The organism is Nocardia sp. NPDC055053 (assembly GCF_053608285.1).
Genome location: NZ_JBSGVD010000025.1, coordinates 1 through 15,572 on the forward strand (window position 1 = coordinate 1; position 15,572 = coordinate 15,572).

General features: G+C 67.3%; 20 protein-coding genes. 7 read left to right on the forward strand and 13 right to left on the reverse strand.

The window, feature by feature from the left end; genetic code table 11:
• The first annotated feature begins 100 nt into the window (after window positions 1–100).
• On the forward strand, window positions 101–1,042 hold the full coding sequence (locus tag ACWF82_RS23810; protein ID WP_452504456.1) for an RluA family pseudouridine synthase: 942 nt from the start codon (window positions 101–103) through the stop codon (window positions 1,040–1,042).
• 127 nt (window positions 1,043–1,169) lie between these two features.
• Window positions 1,170–1,907 carry a CPBP family glutamic-type intramembrane protease gene (locus ACWF82_RS23815; protein ID WP_452504458.1) on the forward strand — a complete coding sequence of 246 codons (738 nt, stop codon included), beginning with the start codon at window positions 1,170–1,172 and terminating at the stop codon, window positions 1,905–1,907.
• 1 nt (window position 1,908) lies between these two features.
• Here the strand turns inward: ACWF82_RS23815 and ACWF82_RS23820 are convergent, their stop codons facing one another.
• Complete coding sequence (locus tag ACWF82_RS23820) at window positions 1,909–2,565, reverse strand: TetR/AcrR family transcriptional regulator (RefSeq protein ID WP_452504460.1); 657 nt, start codon at window positions 2,563–2,565, stop codon at window positions 1,909–1,911.
• A 103-nt stretch (window positions 2,566–2,668) separates the two neighbouring features.
• On the opposite strand from ACWF82_RS23820, the gene ACWF82_RS23825 reads away from it, so the two are divergent.
• Entirely contained in the window at window positions 2,669–3,490 is an 822-nt protein-coding gene (locus ACWF82_RS23825; RefSeq protein ID WP_452504462.1) for an SDR family oxidoreductase, read from the forward strand.
• A 113-nt stretch (window positions 3,491–3,603) separates the two neighbouring features.
• Window positions 3,604–5,730, forward strand: a complete 2,127-nt coding sequence (locus tag ACWF82_RS23830; RefSeq protein ID WP_452504464.1) for a hypothetical protein — start codon at window positions 3,604–3,606, stop codon at window positions 5,728–5,730.
• Between the two features lie 46 nt (window positions 5,731–5,776).
• Here ACWF82_RS23830 and ACWF82_RS23835 read toward each other — a convergent pair whose 3' ends face one another.
• From ACWF82_RS23835 to rpsJ, 12 genes are all read right to left on the reverse strand, one after another.
• Window positions 5,777–6,961 (reverse strand): MFS transporter, encoded by a 1,185-nt coding sequence (locus ACWF82_RS23835; protein ID WP_452504466.1) that lies wholly within the window; start codon window positions 6,959–6,961, stop codon window positions 5,777–5,779.
• Between the two features lie 154 nt (window positions 6,962–7,115).
• Window positions 7,116–7,385, reverse strand: coding sequence for a 30S ribosomal protein S17 (gene rpsQ, locus ACWF82_RS23840; protein WP_189030375.1), 270 nt, complete (start codon window positions 7,383–7,385; stop codon window positions 7,116–7,118).
• A complete protein-coding gene (gene rpmC / locus ACWF82_RS23845; protein WP_019045024.1) occupies window positions 7,382–7,621 on the reverse strand; it encodes a 50S ribosomal protein L29 in 240 nt (79 codons plus the stop codon). Before rpmC ends, rpsQ begins: the two co-directional genes overlap by 4 nt.
• Window positions 7,621–8,037: a 50S ribosomal protein L16 gene (rplP, locus tag ACWF82_RS23850; protein WP_019045023.1), complete on the reverse strand. Its 417-nt coding sequence runs from the start codon at window positions 8,035–8,037 to the stop codon at window positions 7,621–7,623. Before rplP ends, rpmC begins: the two co-directional genes overlap by 1 nt.
• A 3-nt stretch (window positions 8,038–8,040) precedes the next feature.
• Window positions 8,041–8,835 (reverse strand): 30S ribosomal protein S3, encoded by a 795-nt coding sequence (rpsC, locus tag ACWF82_RS23855; protein WP_067982377.1) that lies wholly within the window; start codon window positions 8,833–8,835, stop codon window positions 8,041–8,043.
• The gene (gene rplV, locus ACWF82_RS23860) at window positions 8,836–9,246 is read right to left on the reverse strand and encodes a 50S ribosomal protein L22 (protein WP_189030373.1); all 411 of its coding nucleotides are present in this window, start codon (window positions 9,244–9,246) and stop codon (window positions 8,836–8,838) included.
• Window positions 9,243–9,524: a 30S ribosomal protein S19 gene (gene rpsS, locus ACWF82_RS23865; RefSeq protein WP_019045020.1), complete on the reverse strand. Its 282-nt coding sequence runs from the start codon at window positions 9,522–9,524 to the stop codon at window positions 9,243–9,245. Before rpsS ends, rplV begins: the two co-directional genes overlap by 4 nt.
• A gap of 14 nt (window positions 9,525–9,538) precedes the next feature.
• Window positions 9,539–10,375, reverse strand: coding sequence for a 50S ribosomal protein L2 (rplB, locus tag ACWF82_RS23870; RefSeq protein ID WP_019045019.1), 837 nt, complete (start codon window positions 10,373–10,375; stop codon window positions 9,539–9,541).
• Between the two features lie 33 nt (window positions 10,376–10,408).
• A complete protein-coding gene (gene rplW, locus ACWF82_RS23875) occupies window positions 10,409–10,714 on the reverse strand; it encodes a 50S ribosomal protein L23 (protein ID WP_019045018.1) in 306 nt (101 codons plus the stop codon).
• Window positions 10,711–11,385, reverse strand: coding sequence for a 50S ribosomal protein L4 (rplD, locus tag ACWF82_RS23880; RefSeq protein ID WP_019045017.1), 675 nt, complete (start codon window positions 11,383–11,385; stop codon window positions 10,711–10,713). Before rplD ends, rplW begins: the two co-directional genes overlap by 4 nt.
• Window positions 11,382–12,047: a 50S ribosomal protein L3 gene (gene rplC / locus ACWF82_RS23885; protein ID WP_019045016.1), complete on the reverse strand. Its 666-nt coding sequence runs from the start codon at window positions 12,045–12,047 to the stop codon at window positions 11,382–11,384. The genes rplD and rplC overlap by 4 nt, the downstream gene beginning before the upstream one ends.
• 14 nt (window positions 12,048–12,061) lie before the next feature.
• Entirely contained in the window at window positions 12,062–12,367 is a 306-nt protein-coding gene (gene rpsJ, locus ACWF82_RS23890) for a 30S ribosomal protein S10 (protein WP_003938093.1), read from the reverse strand.
• 521 nt (window positions 12,368–12,888) lie between these two features.
• Between rpsJ and ACWF82_RS23895 the strand changes: the two genes are divergently transcribed.
• The 3 genes from ACWF82_RS23895 to ACWF82_RS23905 all read left to right on the forward strand — a co-directional run bounded on the left by ACWF82_RS23895 (window position 12,889) and on the right by ACWF82_RS23905 (window position 15,554).
• Entirely contained in the window at window positions 12,889–13,365 is a 477-nt protein-coding gene (locus tag ACWF82_RS23895) for a hotdog fold domain-containing protein (RefSeq protein ID WP_452504468.1), read from the forward strand.
• Between the two features lie 70 nt (window positions 13,366–13,435).
• Entirely contained in the window at window positions 13,436–14,314 is an 879-nt protein-coding gene (locus tag ACWF82_RS23900; RefSeq protein WP_452504470.1) for an ABC transporter ATP-binding protein, read from the forward strand.
• Between the two features lie 70 nt (window positions 14,315–14,384).
• Complete coding sequence (locus ACWF82_RS23905; RefSeq protein ID WP_452504472.1) at window positions 14,385–15,554, forward strand: ABC transporter permease; 1,170 nt, start codon at window positions 14,385–14,387, stop codon at window positions 15,552–15,554.
• Window positions 15,555–15,572 lie beyond the last annotated feature (18 nt).

The window sequence follows — 15,572 nt, forward strand, 5'->3', positions numbered from 1 at the left end:
GCCGTTGCGTAGGCGACGAAGGAGCAAGCAACGGTGCCTGACCGGCGGGACACAAGGGGCCGCGACTCGAGCGCGCCAGCGCTCCATAGACACTGTTTCCATGCGACGCAGGCAGCAGCCGCCGCTGCCCAAGCGGCACGGCCTAGATCCAGCCCGGCTCCGGCTCCCGGAGGACGGGCACTGGCCGACGGTGCGTGACCATCTCGTCGAGCGGCTGCCGCGGGTCGATCCGGCGCGCATCGACGAGATGTTGCGGGCGGGCGAGATCGTCGATCTGGTGGGGCCGCTGGCGCCGGACGCGCCGTTCGTGCCGGGCGGGGCGGTGTGGTTCCACCGGGACCTGCCGGTCGAGCAGGAGGTGCCGTTCGAGATCGGGATCGTCCATCGCGACGACGACATCCTGGTCGTCGACAAACCGCACTTCCTGGCGACGATCCCGCGTGGCCGGCACATTCTGCAGACGGCCCTGGTGCGCCTTCGCCGTGAACTCGACCTGCCGGATCTGATCCCGGCGCATCGACTGGACCGGGTGACCGCGGGGCTGGTGCTGTTCGTGGTGAACCCGGCCGCGCGCGGGGCCTATCAGACGATGTTCCATCGCCGGACCGTGCGCAAGGAGTACGAGGCCGTCGCGCCCTTCGATCCGGCGCTGGAGCTGCCGCGGACCGTGCGCAGCCGGATCATCAAGGAGAAGCAGGTGCTCGCCGCGCAGGAGGTGGACGGCGAGCCCAATGCCGAGACCGAGGTGGAACTCGTCGAGCACCGCGACGGACTCGGCCGCTACCGGCTGCGGCCGCACACCGGCCGGACCCATCAGCTGCGCCTGCATATGAACAGCCTCGGCGTGCCGATTCTCGGTGACGATTTCTATCCGGCGATTACCGACAAATCCGTCGACGATTACACCCGGCCGTTGCAACTGCTGGCCGCCTCGCTGGAATTCACCGACCCGATCAGCGGGCAGCCGCGGCGATTCGAGACGCGGCGCGGTCTGCAGGCGTGGACAGATCTGTCCGGATGGTCCGGATCGGCTGTCGAGTAGCTCACAGCGCGATGATCTTGATCGGTGTTCCGCGGGGCCGGTCGGCGTGGGTTTCCGGCGGAATCGGCCGTTGACCTGCACGCACCGGACCGTTTCCATTCCGTAATGCTTCCGTACACTCGGTCGGGTGCCCGAACCCACCACTGTCGCCGATCCCCGGCCCAAGCTGCACGCCTATGTCGATATCGCCGTGGTCGTTCTCGTGCTGGCCGGAACCAATCTGATCGCGCATTTCACCACCGCGTGGGCCAATATCGTCATCGTGCCGGTCGCGGCGTTCACGCTGCTGGCGCTCATGCGTAAGCGCGGCCTCGGCTGGGCCGAACTCGGGCTCTCCCCACGGCACTGGCGACGCGGAACGGTCTACGCGCTCGGCGCGGTCGGGATCGTGCTCACCGCCGTCGCGATCGGCGCGATCCTGCCGATCACCCGGCCCTTCTTCCTCGCCGACCGCTACGCCACGATCTCCGGCGCGCTGATCGCGTCGATGATCGTCATCCCGCTACAGACCGTGATCCCCGAAGAACTCGCCTTCCGTGGCGTCCTGCACGGCACCCTCGACCGGGTGCTCGGCGTCCGCGGGCTCTTCGCGGCCGGGTCCCTGCTGTTCGGTTTCTGGCACATCGCGTCCTCGCTCGGCCTGACCAGCGGCAACAAGGGCCTGTCCGGCATCGTCGGCGGCGGACTCGTCGGCCAGATCATCGGCATCACCCTCGCCGTCGCCGCGACCGCCGTCGCGGGCGTCGTCTTCACCTGGCTGCGCCGACGCAGCGGCAGCCTGCTCGCCCCGATCGCCCTGCACTGGTCGCTCAACGGCGCGGGCGCACTCGCCGCGGCCATCGTCTGGCACACGGCGCTGCGCTGAGTCAGCGGTCGTCCGCCAGGGCCGGGTCGGTGGCGCGAACGGCGGCGAAGACGCCGGCGCAGACCGAGACCAGGTCGTCGGGGTGGGTGGTGCGGCCGTCCATCAGCCAGTCGACGAGTAGGTGGTTGACGCCGCCGACGATGGTGACGCAGGTCAGGCGGCTGCGTTCGGGGAGCGGCTCGGCGCGGGCGGTGGCCCACAGGCCCGCCACCAGTTCGGCGTAGTCGCGGAGCTCGCCGTGTCTACGCTGCTCCATGCGTGCGGAGACGCCGACCACCTCGATCAGCACCACCCGGGCGCGGCGCGGGTCTTCGGTGAGATAGGCGATGAACGCGGCCAGGCCCGCGGTGATCACGTCGTCGAGGTCGGAGCCCGCCGTGCGCAGTGCGGCCAGGGTGCGGTCGCGCAGACCCGCGGTCGTCTCGTCGTAGAGAGCGGCCAGGCACGCCTCACGGTCGCGGAACGATTCGTAGAAATAGCGTTCGGTGAGGCCGGCGATACCGCACAGCTGTTTCACCGAGCCCGCAGCGTAGCCCTGGGTGCCGAACAGTTCGAGCGCCGCGTCCAGCAGGGCGGTACGGCGGTGGTGGATTCGCTCAGCGGGGGTACGTCCCGAGTACCGCCGACCCGCCGGGCGATCGGCGGACTGATCTGTCATCGAAGTCTGTCCTTCTGTGTGACTGCGTGGAATACTAGGCCACGATTTCTGACATGACGACATGTCAGAAGATGCATTCTCGCTGGACCGAAAGGCTTTGCCGATGAAACGCACCCATGCCGGACTGGTCGTCGCGGTGACCGGCGGCGCCGCGGGCATCGGGCGCGAGATCGCCCGGCAGTTCGCCGTCGCGGGTGCTCGCGTCTGCATCGGCGATCTGTCCGGCACGACGGCGCGCACGACGGCGATGGAGCTGCCCGGCACCGTGCACGGCTGCGAACTCGATGTCACCGACGAGCGGTCGTTCCACGATTTCCTCGCCACGACCGAGGCATTACTCGGGCCGATCGATGTGCTCGTCAACAATGCGGGCGTGATGTGGGTCGGCGCGTTCGACACCGAACCCGATACCGCGACGGCCCGGATGATCGCGGTGAATCTGCACGGGGTGATCCGTGGGGTGCGGCTGACCGCGCCGGGGATGCGCACGCGTGGGCGCGGGCATATCGTCACCATCGCGTCCGCGGCGTCGCGGCTCTCCCCTCCCGGTGAATCCACCTATGCGGCAACCAAACACGGCGTGCTCGGTTATCTGACCGGTGTGCGGGAAGAACTTCGGGGCACCGGTGTCGAACTCTCGGTGATCATGCCTGGTGTTGTCGATACCGAGCTAGCTGCCGGAACGGCTACGGGCGCTGCGAAACTCCTGCAACCCGCCGATGTCGCGCGGGCGGTGCTCGCCGTGGTCGAACGGCCGCGCTTCGAGGTGTCCATTCCCGGCTATGTCGGCCCGCTGACTCATCTCGCCGGGCTGCTGCCGCAACGGCTCCGCGATATCGTGCTGCGCCGCGCCGTACCCGACCAGGTCGCCGCGGTCGCCGGATCCTCCGTGCGCGGGAAGTACGAGAAGCGCACCCTGTCCTGATTCCACCCCGAAGGCCCGCTTGTCGTTGACCGCGGCGCGGACGGCGTTTACGCTCTCTGGCAATCACACATATGTTCGATAGTCCATATGTTCGAGTGACCGGAAGGCGCCAGATGTCCGACGATCGGTCGATGGAGGATGCCGTCAGCTCGCCGAACACCGAGATCACGGCACTCGCACAGCAGGTCGCGACCGCGCGCGGCAAGCTCCCGCTCCAGCACGATACGGCGCTCTACGACGCACTCTCCGACTCCGAGATCCGGGCCGAACGGGAATTGGCCGAATGGATTCGCGCGCAACGGCGCAAACAGCGGCGCCGCGCCGTCGCCGACGAACTCGCCGCCGAACAGCGTGACCGGCGCACCGGCAGGCTGATCCGCCGGACCGACGAAGCCGACGCGCGCTGGCATCGCAAGGCATTGGCCGCGCGGCGGCGGGTGTCGAGCGCCGATGCGCGGCTCGCCCAGCTGTACCGGCGGGCGGAATGGTCCTCGCGGGCGCTGATCGGTGTTGTCGTCCTCGGCATGGTGTGGGCCGGTGTCAATGTGCAGCACAATCTCGTGCCCAGTGGTGACATGAGTGATCCGCTGTACTGGCTCAGCTTCGGCATCGAGGCGATGATCTCGATCCCGATCATCACCATCATGGTCGCCGCCACCACCGCCGCGCGGTGGGGACGCGAGCTCGAGCGTGGCAAGGTCCTGGTGTTCGAGCTGGCCTTGCTCGGTACCACCGTGGCGTTGAACGCAGGCCCGCACCTGGCCGCCGGGTCCTTCGGTCGCGCGGCCGAATACTCGATCGCGCCGGTGATGGTGGGTGTGGTGATCTGGCTGCATGCGTGGGTGTCGGCGCGGTATGCGCTGTTGATCGAGAGTGCTTCGGTGGAATTGCCGGGGGACACGAGCTACTCGCCTGTCGAGCGGGTTGTGTCGGAGGCGCGGGCTTCGGTCACGGGGCTTGCCGGAGCCGAGATCGAAGCTGTTCGGCGTGTCAGCACTGACAGCATTGCGGGAGTGGGCGGATCGTCGGCCGTGCCGCCGTCCGCCGCGACTCTGGGGACCACCGCCACGCAGGCCGCAGCCCCGGAGCAGTCTGTGGTGCCGACCGCCGACCTCGAACAGCCTATGGCGGTGCCGACGCACGTGCTGGCACCTTCGGCTACCGACTCCGAGTCGCGGACCGTTTCCCCAGAACCCCTTGCAGCGCAGGTCAGCTCACCGTCCTCCCAGCCGGAGACCGCGACCGGACGGAGCCAGCCCACCCACGGCAGCCGCCGCCCGTCCGCCGACAAGCCGACCGCGCCCGGCACCCTGGAGCTGATCCACAAGGCCGCCGCCGATCACCGTCGCAATGGTTTCGACCATTCGCGCACCAACGGTGCCACCTCGACCTTGCGGCGAATACCGGTCACCGCCGCCGCGCAGACCACTGCCGGCGACCCCACCGGTACCGACCCGGTTCCCGAGGCGACGGCGCACGCCGGCACCGTCGCCCGTGACCGCAACGGCGACACCGCGGCACCCACCGATTCGGTAGTGGTGCACAACGATCCACACCCCCCGGCCGACGAGCCCGAACAGCTCACCCTCACCGCCGAACTCGAGCCCGCCCCCGAGCAGTTGCCGCCCGCCGGTGCGGCACCGGCCCCGAAACAGCAGCTCCTGGACCTCGAGCCGATACCTGCCGCGAAGCAGCACCTCCCGAACCTCCGGTCGGCACCTGCCGAGAAGCAGCGGGACCCGGGCCCTGAGCCGACACCCGCGGAGAAGCAGCAGCTCACCAACCCCGAGTCTGCGTCCGTCGCGAAGCAGCAGCTCACAATCCCTGAGTCGGTGTCCGCTCCGAAACAGCAGCTCACTCAGCCCGAGCCGACGGCTAACCCGAAGAAGCAGCTCACGAAGGTCGGGGCGGCCAGCGCCGAGGACATGGGTCCCGCGAGCGAGCAGGTGCCGGTGGAGTCCCCCGAACCGATCGAACCGGACCTCGACGACGAAGACGACCTCGCCGACGACACCTACGATTTCGACGACGACACCGAGGTCCGCGCATTGGCCCGCCAGATCGCCCACCGCAGTCCCCTGCGCCTGACCCTCGATCAGATCGAGGAAATCCTCGAACTCACCGACCAGTCCTGGTCGGCCCGCAGCATCGGCGCCGAGGTCGGCGTGTCCGGCAGCACCGTCACCAACATCGTCGAATTCGCCCGCAAGATCCGCCAGCCGTACGCGTTCACCGGCTGACCACCGACCGCGCCCCGGCCCCGGCTCGATCGGGGCCGGGGACGCCTCAACCCACCGACGGATCGGCGACCGCTTTCCTCGTCGACCGCATGCCCACCAGGACAGCGAGCCCGACGCCCGCCGCGATACCGAAGACACCAGCGACTCCGAAACCAGCTCGCGCACCACCGATCTCGATCATCGATCCGCCCAGCACACTGCCGAAGGCGCCGCCCAGTGTCATCGACGCGCCATGCCAGCCGATCGCCTCGCCGCGACCGCCCTCGGGAACGATCCGGCTCAGCTGGTCGATTGCCGCGGTCAACGCGGGAGCACAGAGCAATCCGGCGACGAATCCGGTGATGCCGAGCGTCAACGGCCCACCGGCGATCGCCATCGGCACCGTCACCACGCCGAGCGCGACCAGCAAGACATCGGCCGGAATCGGGCGTCGCAGCGCACCGTAGACCAGACCGCCGAGCAGCGAGCCCAGCCCCCACACCGCCAGGATCACGCCGAGCCAGCGTTCGGCGCCGAAACCGCGCACCGCCGACACGAAGGTGAGTTCAGAGGCCGACACCACGCACACCGCCGCCGCCGCGATCCCGCACAGGGCAACGAAATCGACGCGGAACCAGGTGCGCCGGGCCACCGGTCCGGCGCCGCCCGCTGCCTCCCCGGAGCGCAGCTCGGGGTTCCACACCCACAGCACAATCCCGGCCAGCACCATGCACATCTGATTGCCGAACAGCGCCGCCGTCGTCGACCAGTGCAGCGCGGCGGCCACCCCGAGCACCGGCCCGATCATGAACGCCGCTTCGACCGATACCGCTTCCAACGCGAGCGCGGGCTGCCGCTGCTTGTCCGTCGTCGCGGCGATGATCGCCAGCCGCACCACACTGAACACCGGAACGTCGTAGAGCCCCGCGATTGCCGCGAGCACCAGCAGCGGCAGATACCTGACGAACGGCGCCACCGACCAGCACACGACCCCGAGCACGATCGCGGGCGCGATGGTCGCCCGCAACCCGAACCGATCCACCAGCCGCCCCCGCCACGGCCCACTCGCCGCGACACACACGGTCACCACCATCGCGAGCATCCCCGCCTGCAGGAACGACCCGTGCAACGTCTCCACGACATGCACCGCGAGCAGCACCGCCCCGGCGAAGTGCGGAATCCGCACCAACGCCCCGAGCAACACGATATTGCGCACCGCCCCGATCGACAGCACGTCTCGATAGGCCCGCATCGTCGAAGCGTGACAGCCCACCGACGCAGCCCGCCACCGAATTTCCCTCGCACGATGTGCCCGGCGCTATCACTATGAACAGATACGACGAAGGCCCGCTTCCCAACGGGAAACGGGCCTTCGTGCAACGATCTCGATGGATCGAGGAGGGACCTTACTTGGCCTTCTCCAGGACCTCGACCAGACGCCAGCGCTTGGTGGCCGACAGCGGACGGGTCTCCATCAGCTGAACGCGGTCGCCGACGCCGGCGATCTCGTTCTCGTCATGCGCCTTCACCTTGGAGGTGGTGCGAATGATCTTGCCGTAGAGCTTGTGCCGGTGACGGTCTTCCAGCTCGACGACGATCGTCTTGTTCATCTTGTCCGAGACGACGTAGCCGCTGCGTACCTTGCGGCTGTTGCGCTCTTCCTGGTTCTCGCTCATGCCGCATCTCCCTTGCCAGCGGGTGCCGTGGCCAGGCCGAGCTCGCGCTCACGCATGACCGTGTAGATCCGCGCGATCTCATGACGGACGACGCGCAGACGTCGGTTGTTGTCGAGCTGACCCGTCGCCATCTGGAAGCGCAGGTTGAAGAGCTCTTCCTTGCTCTCGCGCAGTTTGGCCACGAGCTCTTCTTCGTTGAGCTCGCGGAGCTCTGCGGCCGGTGTTCCGGTAGCCATCAGAACTGCTCCTCCCTGGTCACGATCCTGCACTTCATCGGGAGCTTGTGCATCGCGCGGCGCAGGGCCTCGCGAGCGATCTCCTCGTTCGGGTAAGACATCTCGAACATGACCCGACCGGGCTTCACGTTCGCGACCCACCACTCCGGCGAACCCTTACCGGAACCCATGCGGGTCTCGGCAGGCTTCTTGGTGAGCGGGCGGTCGGGGTAGATGTTGATCCAGATCTTGCCGCCACGCTTGATGTGGCGGGTCATCGCGATACGCGCCGACTCGATCTGACGGTTGGTGACGTAGGCGGGCTCGAGAGCCTGGATGCCGTACTCACCGAACGCCACCGCGGTGCCGCCCTTGGACATGCCGGAGCGACTCGGGTGGTGCTGCTTGCGGTGCTTGACCCTACGGGGCATCAGCATGCGTCAGCCCTCCTGACTCTCTGCCGGAGCCTCCGCCACTGCAGTGGCGGCACGCCCGACCTCGGTGCTGGTCGCGGTGGTGCCGGTGGCGCCGGACCGACGAGGGCGGCTCGGACGCTCGCGACGCGGGCGCTCCGGAGCAGCAGCGGCAGCGGTCAGCTCACGACGACCACCGACGATGTCACCCTTGTAGATCCAGACCTTCACGCCGATGCGACCGAAGGTGGTCTTGGCCTCGTAGAGGCCGTAGTCGATGTCCGCGCGCAGCGTGTGCAGCGGGACGCGACCCTCACGGTAGAACTCCGAGCGCGACATTTCGGCGCCACCGAGGCGGCCCGAGCACTGCACGCGGATGCCCTTGACGTTCGGCGAACGCATGGCCGACTGGATGGCCTTACGCATCGCGCGACGGAACGCCACACGGTTGGACAGCTGCTCGGCGACACCCTGAGCAACCAGCTGCGCATCCGACTCGGGGTTCTTGACCTCGAGGATGTTCAGCTGAACCTGCTTCTTGGTGAGCTTCTCCAGCTCGGCGCGGATGCGGTCGGCCTCCGCGCCACGGCGACCGATCACGATGCCGGGACGCGCGGTGTGGATATCCACACGGACGCGATCACGGGTGCGCTCGATCTCGACCTTCGAGATGCCTGCCCGCTCCATGCCGGTGGCGAGGAGCTTGCGGATCTGAACGTCTTCCTTCACGTATTCCGCGTACTGCTTGTCCGCGTACCAACGCGACTTCCAGTCGGTGGTGATACCGAGGCGGAAGCCATGGGGGTTGATTTTCTGTCCCATTTACTTTGCCCCTCCCTTCCGGCGGCTACGAGTGGCGCCGGCGGTGGGCACGCTCTCGACCTCGATGGTGATGTGGCTCGTGCGCTTGCGAATCCGGAACGCGCGGCCCTGGGCCCGCGGCTGGAAACGCTTCATGGTGGCACCCTCGTCGACGAAAGCCGTCGAGATGACCAGGGTGGCCGGGTTGAGGCCGAGGTTGTTCTCGGCGTTCGCCGCGGCGCTGGCCACGACCTTGGCAACCGGCTCGCTCGCGGCCTGCGGCGCGAACTTCAGGATCGCCAGGGCGTCCTCGACACGCTTGCCGCGGACCAGGTCCACGACGCGACGCGCCTTCATCGGGGTGACCCGCACGTGCTTAGCGGTAGCGCGGGCAGTCGGGTTCTGAACCGTTTCGGTGTTGGTTTCAGTCATCGCCGCTTGCTCTTCCGGTCGTCCTTGACGTGGCTCTTGAACGTCCTGGTCGGCGCGAACTCACCGAGCTTGTGGCCGACCATGTTGTCCGACACGAACACCGGGACATGCTTGCGACCGTCGTGGACGGCGAAAGTGTGGCCGATGAAATCGGGGATGATGGTCGAGCGACGCGACCAGGTCTTGATGACCTGCTTCGTGCCCTTTTCGTTCTGCACGTCCACCTTCGCGAGGAGGTGGTCGTCGACGAACGGGCCCTTCTTGAGGCTGCGTGGCATTTCTTACCTCCTCCTTAGCGCTTCTTGCCGGTCTTGCGGCGGCGAACGATGAGCTTGTCACTCGGGCGGTTGGGCTTGCGGGTGCGGCCCTCAGGCTGACCCCACGGGGAGACCGGGTGGCGACCACCGGAGGTCTTACCCTCACCACCACCGTGCGGGTGGTCGACCGGGTTCATGACGACACCACGGACGGTAGGACGACGGCCCTTCCAGCGCATACGGCCGGCCTTGCCCCAGTTGATGTTCGACTGCTCGGCGTTGCCGACCTCGCCGACGGTGGCGCGGCAGCGCACGTCGACACGGCGGATTTCACCGGAGGGCATACGCAGGGTCGCGTACGGCCCTTCCTTGCCGAGCAGCTGGATGCTCATGCCTGCGGCACGGGCCATCTTGGCGCCGCCGCCCGGACGCAGCTCCACGTTGTGGATCGTGGTACCGGTCGGGATGTTGCGCAGCGGCAGGTTGTTGCCCGGCTTGATGTCGGCCGTGGGGCCGGACTCGATCGGGCTGCCCTGCTGGATGCCCTTCGGCGCGATGATGTAGCGCTTCTCGCCGTCGGCGAAGTGCAGCAGTGCGATGTTGGCGGTGCGGTTGGGGTCGTACTCGATGTGCGCGACCTTGGCCGGGATGCCGTCCTTGTCCAGGCGACGGAAGTCGATGACACGGTAGGCACGCTTGTGACCGCCACCGCGGTGACGCGTGGTGATGCGACCGTGCGCGTTACGACCACCGGACTTGGTGAGCGGGCGCAGCAGCGACTTCTCCGGCGTCGACCGGGTGATCTCGGCGAAGTCCGAGACGCTGGAGCCACGACGGCCCGGCGTTGTCGGCTTGTACTTACGGATTGCCATGAGTTCTTCTCTACTTTCTGGATGACCAGCCGCTTACGCGACCGGGCCTCCGAAGATCTCGATGGGCTTGCTGTCGGCCGAGATGGTCACGAGCGCGCGCTTGGTGTCCTTGCGCTTGCCGTAACCGAAGCGGGTCCGCTTGCGCTTGCCCTGACGGTTGGCGGTGTTGACGCTGGTGACCTTGACGCCGAAAACCTTCTCGACGGCAATCTTGATCTGCGTCTTGTTCGAATCCGGGTGCACCAGGAAGGTGTAGGTGCCTTCCTCGATCAGTCCGTAGGACTTCTCCGAGATGACCGGTGCGAGCAGGATGTCGCGGGGGTCGGCGATGGTGCTCACTTGCTCTCCTCCTGGGCCGCCTCGGCGGGACCGTGAACGAACGCGTTCAGGGCCTCGACGCTGAACACCAGTTCGTCGCTGTTGAGGACGTCGTAGGTGTTGAGCTGATCCGGGGCGATCGGCAGCACGTTCTGCAGGTTCGCCACGCTCTTCCACGCGGCGACGTCCTCGCGACCGACGACGACCAGGAACTTCTTGCGGTCCGACAGCTCGGACAGGAAGCTCTTGGCGGCCTTGGTCGACGGGGTCTGACCCGCGACCAGCTCGGTGATCACGTGGATGCGCTCGTTGCGGGCCCGGTCGGACAGGGCGCCACGCAGGGCGGCGGCCTTCATCTTCTTGGGGGTCCGCTGGCTGTAGTCACGCGGCTGCGGGCCGTGGACGGTGCCACCGCCGGCGAACTGCGGCGCACGGGTCGAACCCTGGCGGGCGCGGCCGGTGCCCTTCTGGCGGTACGGCTTCTTGCCACCACCGGAGACCTGACCACGAGTCTTCGTGGCGTGGGTGCCCTGGCGAGCGGCGGCCAGCTGCGCGATGACGACCTGGTGCATCAGCGCGACGTTGGCGGTCACGTCGAAGATCTCCGCGGGGAGCTCGACGGTGCCTTCGGTCTTGCCGCCTGCGGCCTTAACGGTCAGCGTCAGGTTGGCCTTCTTGTCGAGGCTGGTCATGCGTGCGCACCACCCTTCACGGCGCTCTTGACGATCACGACGTTGCCCTTGCGGCCAGGGATGGCACCCTTGACCAGGAGCAGGCCGTTCTCGGCGTCGACCTTGTGAACCGAGAGGTTCTGCGTGGTGACGCGGTCGTTACCCATACGGCCCGACATGCGCATGCCCTTGAACACGCGGCCGGGAGTGGCGCAGCCACCGATCGAGCCCGGGCGACGGTGCACAGCCTGCGCACCGTGCGAGGCGCCCTGGCCCTTGAAGCCGTGACGCTTCATGGTGCCTGCGAAGCCCTTGCCCTTGCTGATGCCGGTCACGTCGACGTAGGTGCCCTCTTCGAAGACGTCGGCGGAGAGCTCCTGGCCGACCTCGAAGGTGGAGGCATCCGCGACGCGGATCTCGGTGACGTGGCGGCGCGGGGTGACACCGGCCTTGGCGAACTGGCCGGAAGTCGGCTTGTTCACCTTGCGCGGGTCGATGGCGCCGAAAGCGATCTGCACGGCCGAGTAGCCGTCGCGCTCCACGGTGCGGATCTGGGTGACCACGTTCGGGCCCGCCTTGATGACGGTGACCGGGACGACGCGGTTCTTCTCGTCGAAGACCTGGGTCATGCCGAGCTTGGTGCCCAGGATGCCGGCTGCGGGCCGGTTCTTGTTGTCAGTCATATCTCGAGTCCCCGTCACTGAATGTTGACGTCGACGCTGGCCGGCAGGTCGATGCGCATGAGCGCGTCGACCGTCTTCGGCGTCGGGTCGAGGATGTCGATGAGGCGCTTGTGCGTACGCATCTCGAAGTGTTCGCGCGAGTCCTTGTACTTGTGCGGCGAACGGATGACGCAGTACACGTTCTTCTCGGTGGGCAACGGCACAGGCCCGACCACACGGGCGCCAGTGCGGGTCACCGTCTCCACGATCTTGCGCGCAGACGCGTCGATCGCCTCGTGGTCATAGGCCTTGAGCCTGATGCGGATCTTTTGTCCCGCCACGCTAAGTGTCCTTTTCTCCGCTTTCCTTCGTGGTCACAGGAGCTGGCTCCTGCACCACCCTCATTTGCACAGCCCGAACACACGAAAGACGCCAGAACGCCACCGGGCACCGCCCAGTCCTCGCCGCTGTTCATCTGTCATGGTTCTCCGGTCCACGCGGTCGGGCGTGTCGCCTTTTCGCTCATTCTTCAGCCCTGGTCACTTACTCACCGCTGGCCTGGAACGTGGTCCCGGACGTATCCACACCGGCGAACCAGCGGGATACAAACTACTGCTCGCCTCGCTCGACCTCACTTCTCCGGAGAGAAGACATGATCCTGTGCAAGGCAACCCGAACAGTATGCACCATGCCGACGACGCTCTTCAAATCGGGGGTCATGAGGTATCGATCACGCCCCCATAGGGGCGTCTACCTGGACCGCATCGCCGGCTGGGCTGTGCCGGACCATGGTAGCTGGCGCGACGCTCGCCCTGGTCGGCGGAGGGTTACGCACTATCTTACTTTTGAGTAAGATAAGGGAATGACACAGGAAACCGCCACATACCGCGGCTGGAAGAAACTGCCCGACAACCGCATCGGGCACGCGCTGTTCTCGCTCGGCATGGTCGCGCGGGTCCCCTACTTCGGCACGGTGCTGCCGCAGGTGGTGCGGCTCGAGCCCGGCATCTGCGAGGTGACCTCGCCGAAGTGGTTCGGCATCCACAACCATCTGGGCACCTTCCACGCGATCGCGGCCTGCAATCTGGCCGAGGTCGCGATGGGCATGCTCAGCGAGGCCACCGTCCCCACCACCCACCGCTGGATTCCCAAGGCGATGAATGTGCAGTACCTGGCCAAGGCCGAGTCCGGGCTGCGCGCGGTGGCGAAACTGGACGAGCTCCCCGACTTCGCGGCGATCACCGAAGGCCAGGAACTCACGGTGCCGGTGTCGATCTACGACAAGGACGGCATCGAGGTCGTCCACGCCGACATCACCACCTGGGTCACGCCGCGCTGACCTGACCTCGCCGAAGTCGCCGCACCGGTACCGTTGTTGGCGAGACGACAGACGGGGAGGGGGAGTTCCGATGTTGGAAGTCGCGCACTTGGTCCGCCGGTTCGGCGACAACGTAGCGGTCGACGATGTGTCGTTCACGGTGGCGCCCGGGGTGCTGACGGGGTTCGTCGGGGGAAACGGGGCGGGCAAGACCACCACGATGCGAATGATCATGGGGGTCTTGGCCGTTCATTCCGGCGAGGTCAGGTGGGACGGCAGGGCGGTGACCGCGCAGGATCGGCGCTCGTTCGGGTACATGCCAGAGGAGCGCGGGTTGTATCCGAAGCAGCCGGTGGCCGATCAGCTCGTGTATCTGGCCCGGTTGCGTGGGATCGCGGCGAGCGAGGCCAAGGCGCGCACCAGGGAACTACTCGACCGGTTCGGGTTGGCCGATCGGGGCAAGGACAAGCTCGAGTCGCTGTCGCTGGGTAATCAGCAGCGCGTGCAGATCGCGGCGGCGGTGATCGCACAGCCGTCGGCGCTGATTCTCGACGAACCGTTCTCCGGGCTCGATCCCGTCGCGGTGGATTCGATGGCGGAGTTGTTGCGCGAGTACGCCGAGCTGGGCGTGCCGGTGCTGTTCTCCTCGCATCAGCTGGATCTGGTGGAGCGATTGTGCGATCGGCTGGTGATTCTCGCGGCGGGGCGAGTTGTCGGGCAGGGGTCGGTCGACGAGCTGCGCTCGGCAGGCGGATCGCGGTATCGGCTGGTGGTCGAGGGTGATCCCGGGTGGTTGCGGGAGTACCCCGGGGCGCGGGCGGTCGAGATCGACGGGGCGCGGGCGCTGTTCGGATTCGACGGTGCCGACACCGATGGGGTGTTGAAGGAGGCGCTGTCGCGTGGGTCGGTGCGGGAGTTCGCCGAGGTGCGGCCGACGGTCGCCGAGATCTACCGGGAGGTGACGGCATGAGAGGTCAGCGCCTGGAGGCGGTAGCTTGCGTGACCACGGAAGGCGCCCGATCATGCCGAGAGGTCGCAGTATGAGCGGCGTGTGGCGCATTGTCGCTGCCAGGGAGATCGTGGTGAAGCTGCGTGATCGCAACTTCGTCATCTCCACGGTGGTGACGGTCGTGGCGATCATCGCGTCGCTGGCGGTGAGCGGGTTTCTCAGCAGCAGGGCCGACAAGGTCGACGTCGCGATCGCGGGGCCGGAGGCCGCGGTGGTGGTCGAGACGGCGAACAGCCTGGCCTCGACCGCCGACACCGACACCATCTTCACCGGACACGCCGTCGCCGACCGCGCCGCTGTCGAACAGCTGGTGCGCGACGACGCGGTCGAGGTCGGCCTCGTTCCCGCCCAGCCCACCGGCTGGCAGCTCATCGGGAAAACCTCGGAGAACGATGACGCCACCACCTTTATCACCGCCGCCGCGCAGCAGATCGCGTTGCAGCGCAATGCCGCCGAAGCCGGGGTCTCGCTCGAGGAGCTGGCCCGTGGCGCTGCGGTGAGTTATGAGCTGCTGGAACGGGGCGCTGTCGACCCCGGGTTGAGCAAGATCGTCGCGTTCGTTTTCGCGTTCCTGTTCTACCTGGCGTCGGTGCTGTTCGGCATGTCCATCGCGCAGAGTGTGGTGGAGGAGAAGCAGAATCGCATCGTCGAGATCCTGGCCAGTGCGATGCCGCTGCGGCAGTTGCTGATCGGCAAGGTCGCGGGCAATACGGTGCTGGCGTTCATGCAGCTGGCGCTGTTCGTCGGGGCCGGACTGGCCGGCTTGGCGGTCACCGGAAGGGGCGCTCAGCTGGGCCAGATCGCCGGGGCCGCGGGCTGGTTCATCGTCTTCTTCCTCGTGGGGTTCCTCGCGCTGGCCAGCCTCTGGGCCGTCGCCGGTTCACTGTCCACCCGCAGCGAAGACCTCCAGTCCACCGCCACTCCCCTGTCGATGCTCATCATGATCGTGCTGTTCGCCGGCATCTTCCTCGACGGCACCGGCCGCGTGATCGCCTCCTACATCCCGATCACCTCCATCGTCGCCATGCCCGGCCGCCTCGCCGAAGGCACCGCCGCCTGGTGGGAACCCTTCCTGGCCCTGGCCCTGATGGCCGTGGCCACCTACGGCATCGTGATCGTCGCCGAGAAGATCTATCGCCGCTCCCTCATGCAAACCCAGGGCCGCCTGACGATGCGCCAGGCCCTGGCGCTGGAGGAATAGCAGACCGCGCCGGAGACG

Excerpts from the sequence above, each read along its gene's own strand:
- ACWF82_RS23810 (WP_452504456.1), top strand. The coding sequence starts at position 101 with ATGCGACGCAGGCAGCAGCCGCCGCTGCCCAAGCGGCACGGCCTAGAT.
- ACWF82_RS23820 (WP_452504460.1), bottom strand. The coding sequence starts at position 2,565 with ATGACAGATCAGTCCGCCGATCGCCCGGCGGGTCGGCGGTACTCGGGA.
- ACWF82_RS23825 (WP_452504462.1), top strand. The coding sequence starts at position 2,669 with ATGAAACGCACCCATGCCGGACTGGTCGTCGCGGTGACCGGCGGCGCC.
- ACWF82_RS23830 (WP_452504464.1), top strand. The coding sequence starts at position 3,604 with ATGTCCGACGATCGGTCGATGGAGGATGCCGTCAGCTCGCCGAACACC.
- ACWF82_RS23835 (WP_452504466.1), bottom strand. The coding sequence starts at position 6,961 with ATGCGGGCCTATCGAGACGTGCTGTCGATCGGGGCGGTGCGCAATATC.
- rpsQ (WP_189030375.1), bottom strand. The coding sequence starts at position 7,385 with ATGAGCGAGAACCAGGAAGAGCGCAACAGCCGCAAGGTACGCAGCGGC.
- rpmC (WP_019045024.1), bottom strand. The coding sequence starts at position 7,621 with ATGGCTACCGGAACACCGGCCGCAGAGCTCCGCGAGCTCAACGAAGAA.
- rplP (WP_019045023.1), bottom strand. The coding sequence starts at position 8,037 with ATGCTGATGCCCCGTAGGGTCAAGCACCGCAAGCAGCACCACCCGAGT.
- rpsC (WP_067982377.1), bottom strand. The coding sequence starts at position 8,835 with ATGGGACAGAAAATCAACCCCCATGGCTTCCGCCTCGGTATCACCACC.
- rplV (WP_189030373.1), bottom strand. The coding sequence starts at position 9,246 with ATGACTGAAACCAACACCGAAACGGTTCAGAACCCGACTGCCCGCGCT.
- rpsS (WP_019045020.1), bottom strand. The coding sequence starts at position 9,524 with ATGCCACGCAGCCTCAAGAAGGGCCCGTTCGTCGACGACCACCTCCTC.
- rplB (WP_019045019.1), bottom strand. The coding sequence starts at position 10,375 with ATGGCAATCCGTAAGTACAAGCCGACAACGCCGGGCCGTCGTGGCTCC.
- rplD (WP_019045017.1), bottom strand. The coding sequence starts at position 11,385 with ATGACCAGCCTCGACAAGAAGGCCAACCTGACGCTGACCGTTAAGGCC.
- rplC (WP_019045016.1), bottom strand. The coding sequence starts at position 12,047 with ATGACTGACAACAAGAACCGGCCCGCAGCCGGCATCCTGGGCACCAAG.
- ACWF82_RS23895 (WP_452504468.1), top strand. The coding sequence starts at position 12,889 with ATGACACAGGAAACCGCCACATACCGCGGCTGGAAGAAACTGCCCGAC.
- ACWF82_RS23900 (WP_452504470.1), top strand. The coding sequence starts at position 13,436 with ATGTTGGAAGTCGCGCACTTGGTCCGCCGGTTCGGCGACAACGTAGCG.
- ACWF82_RS23905 (WP_452504472.1), top strand. The coding sequence starts at position 14,385 with ATGAGCGGCGTGTGGCGCATTGTCGCTGCCAGGGAGATCGTGGTGAAG.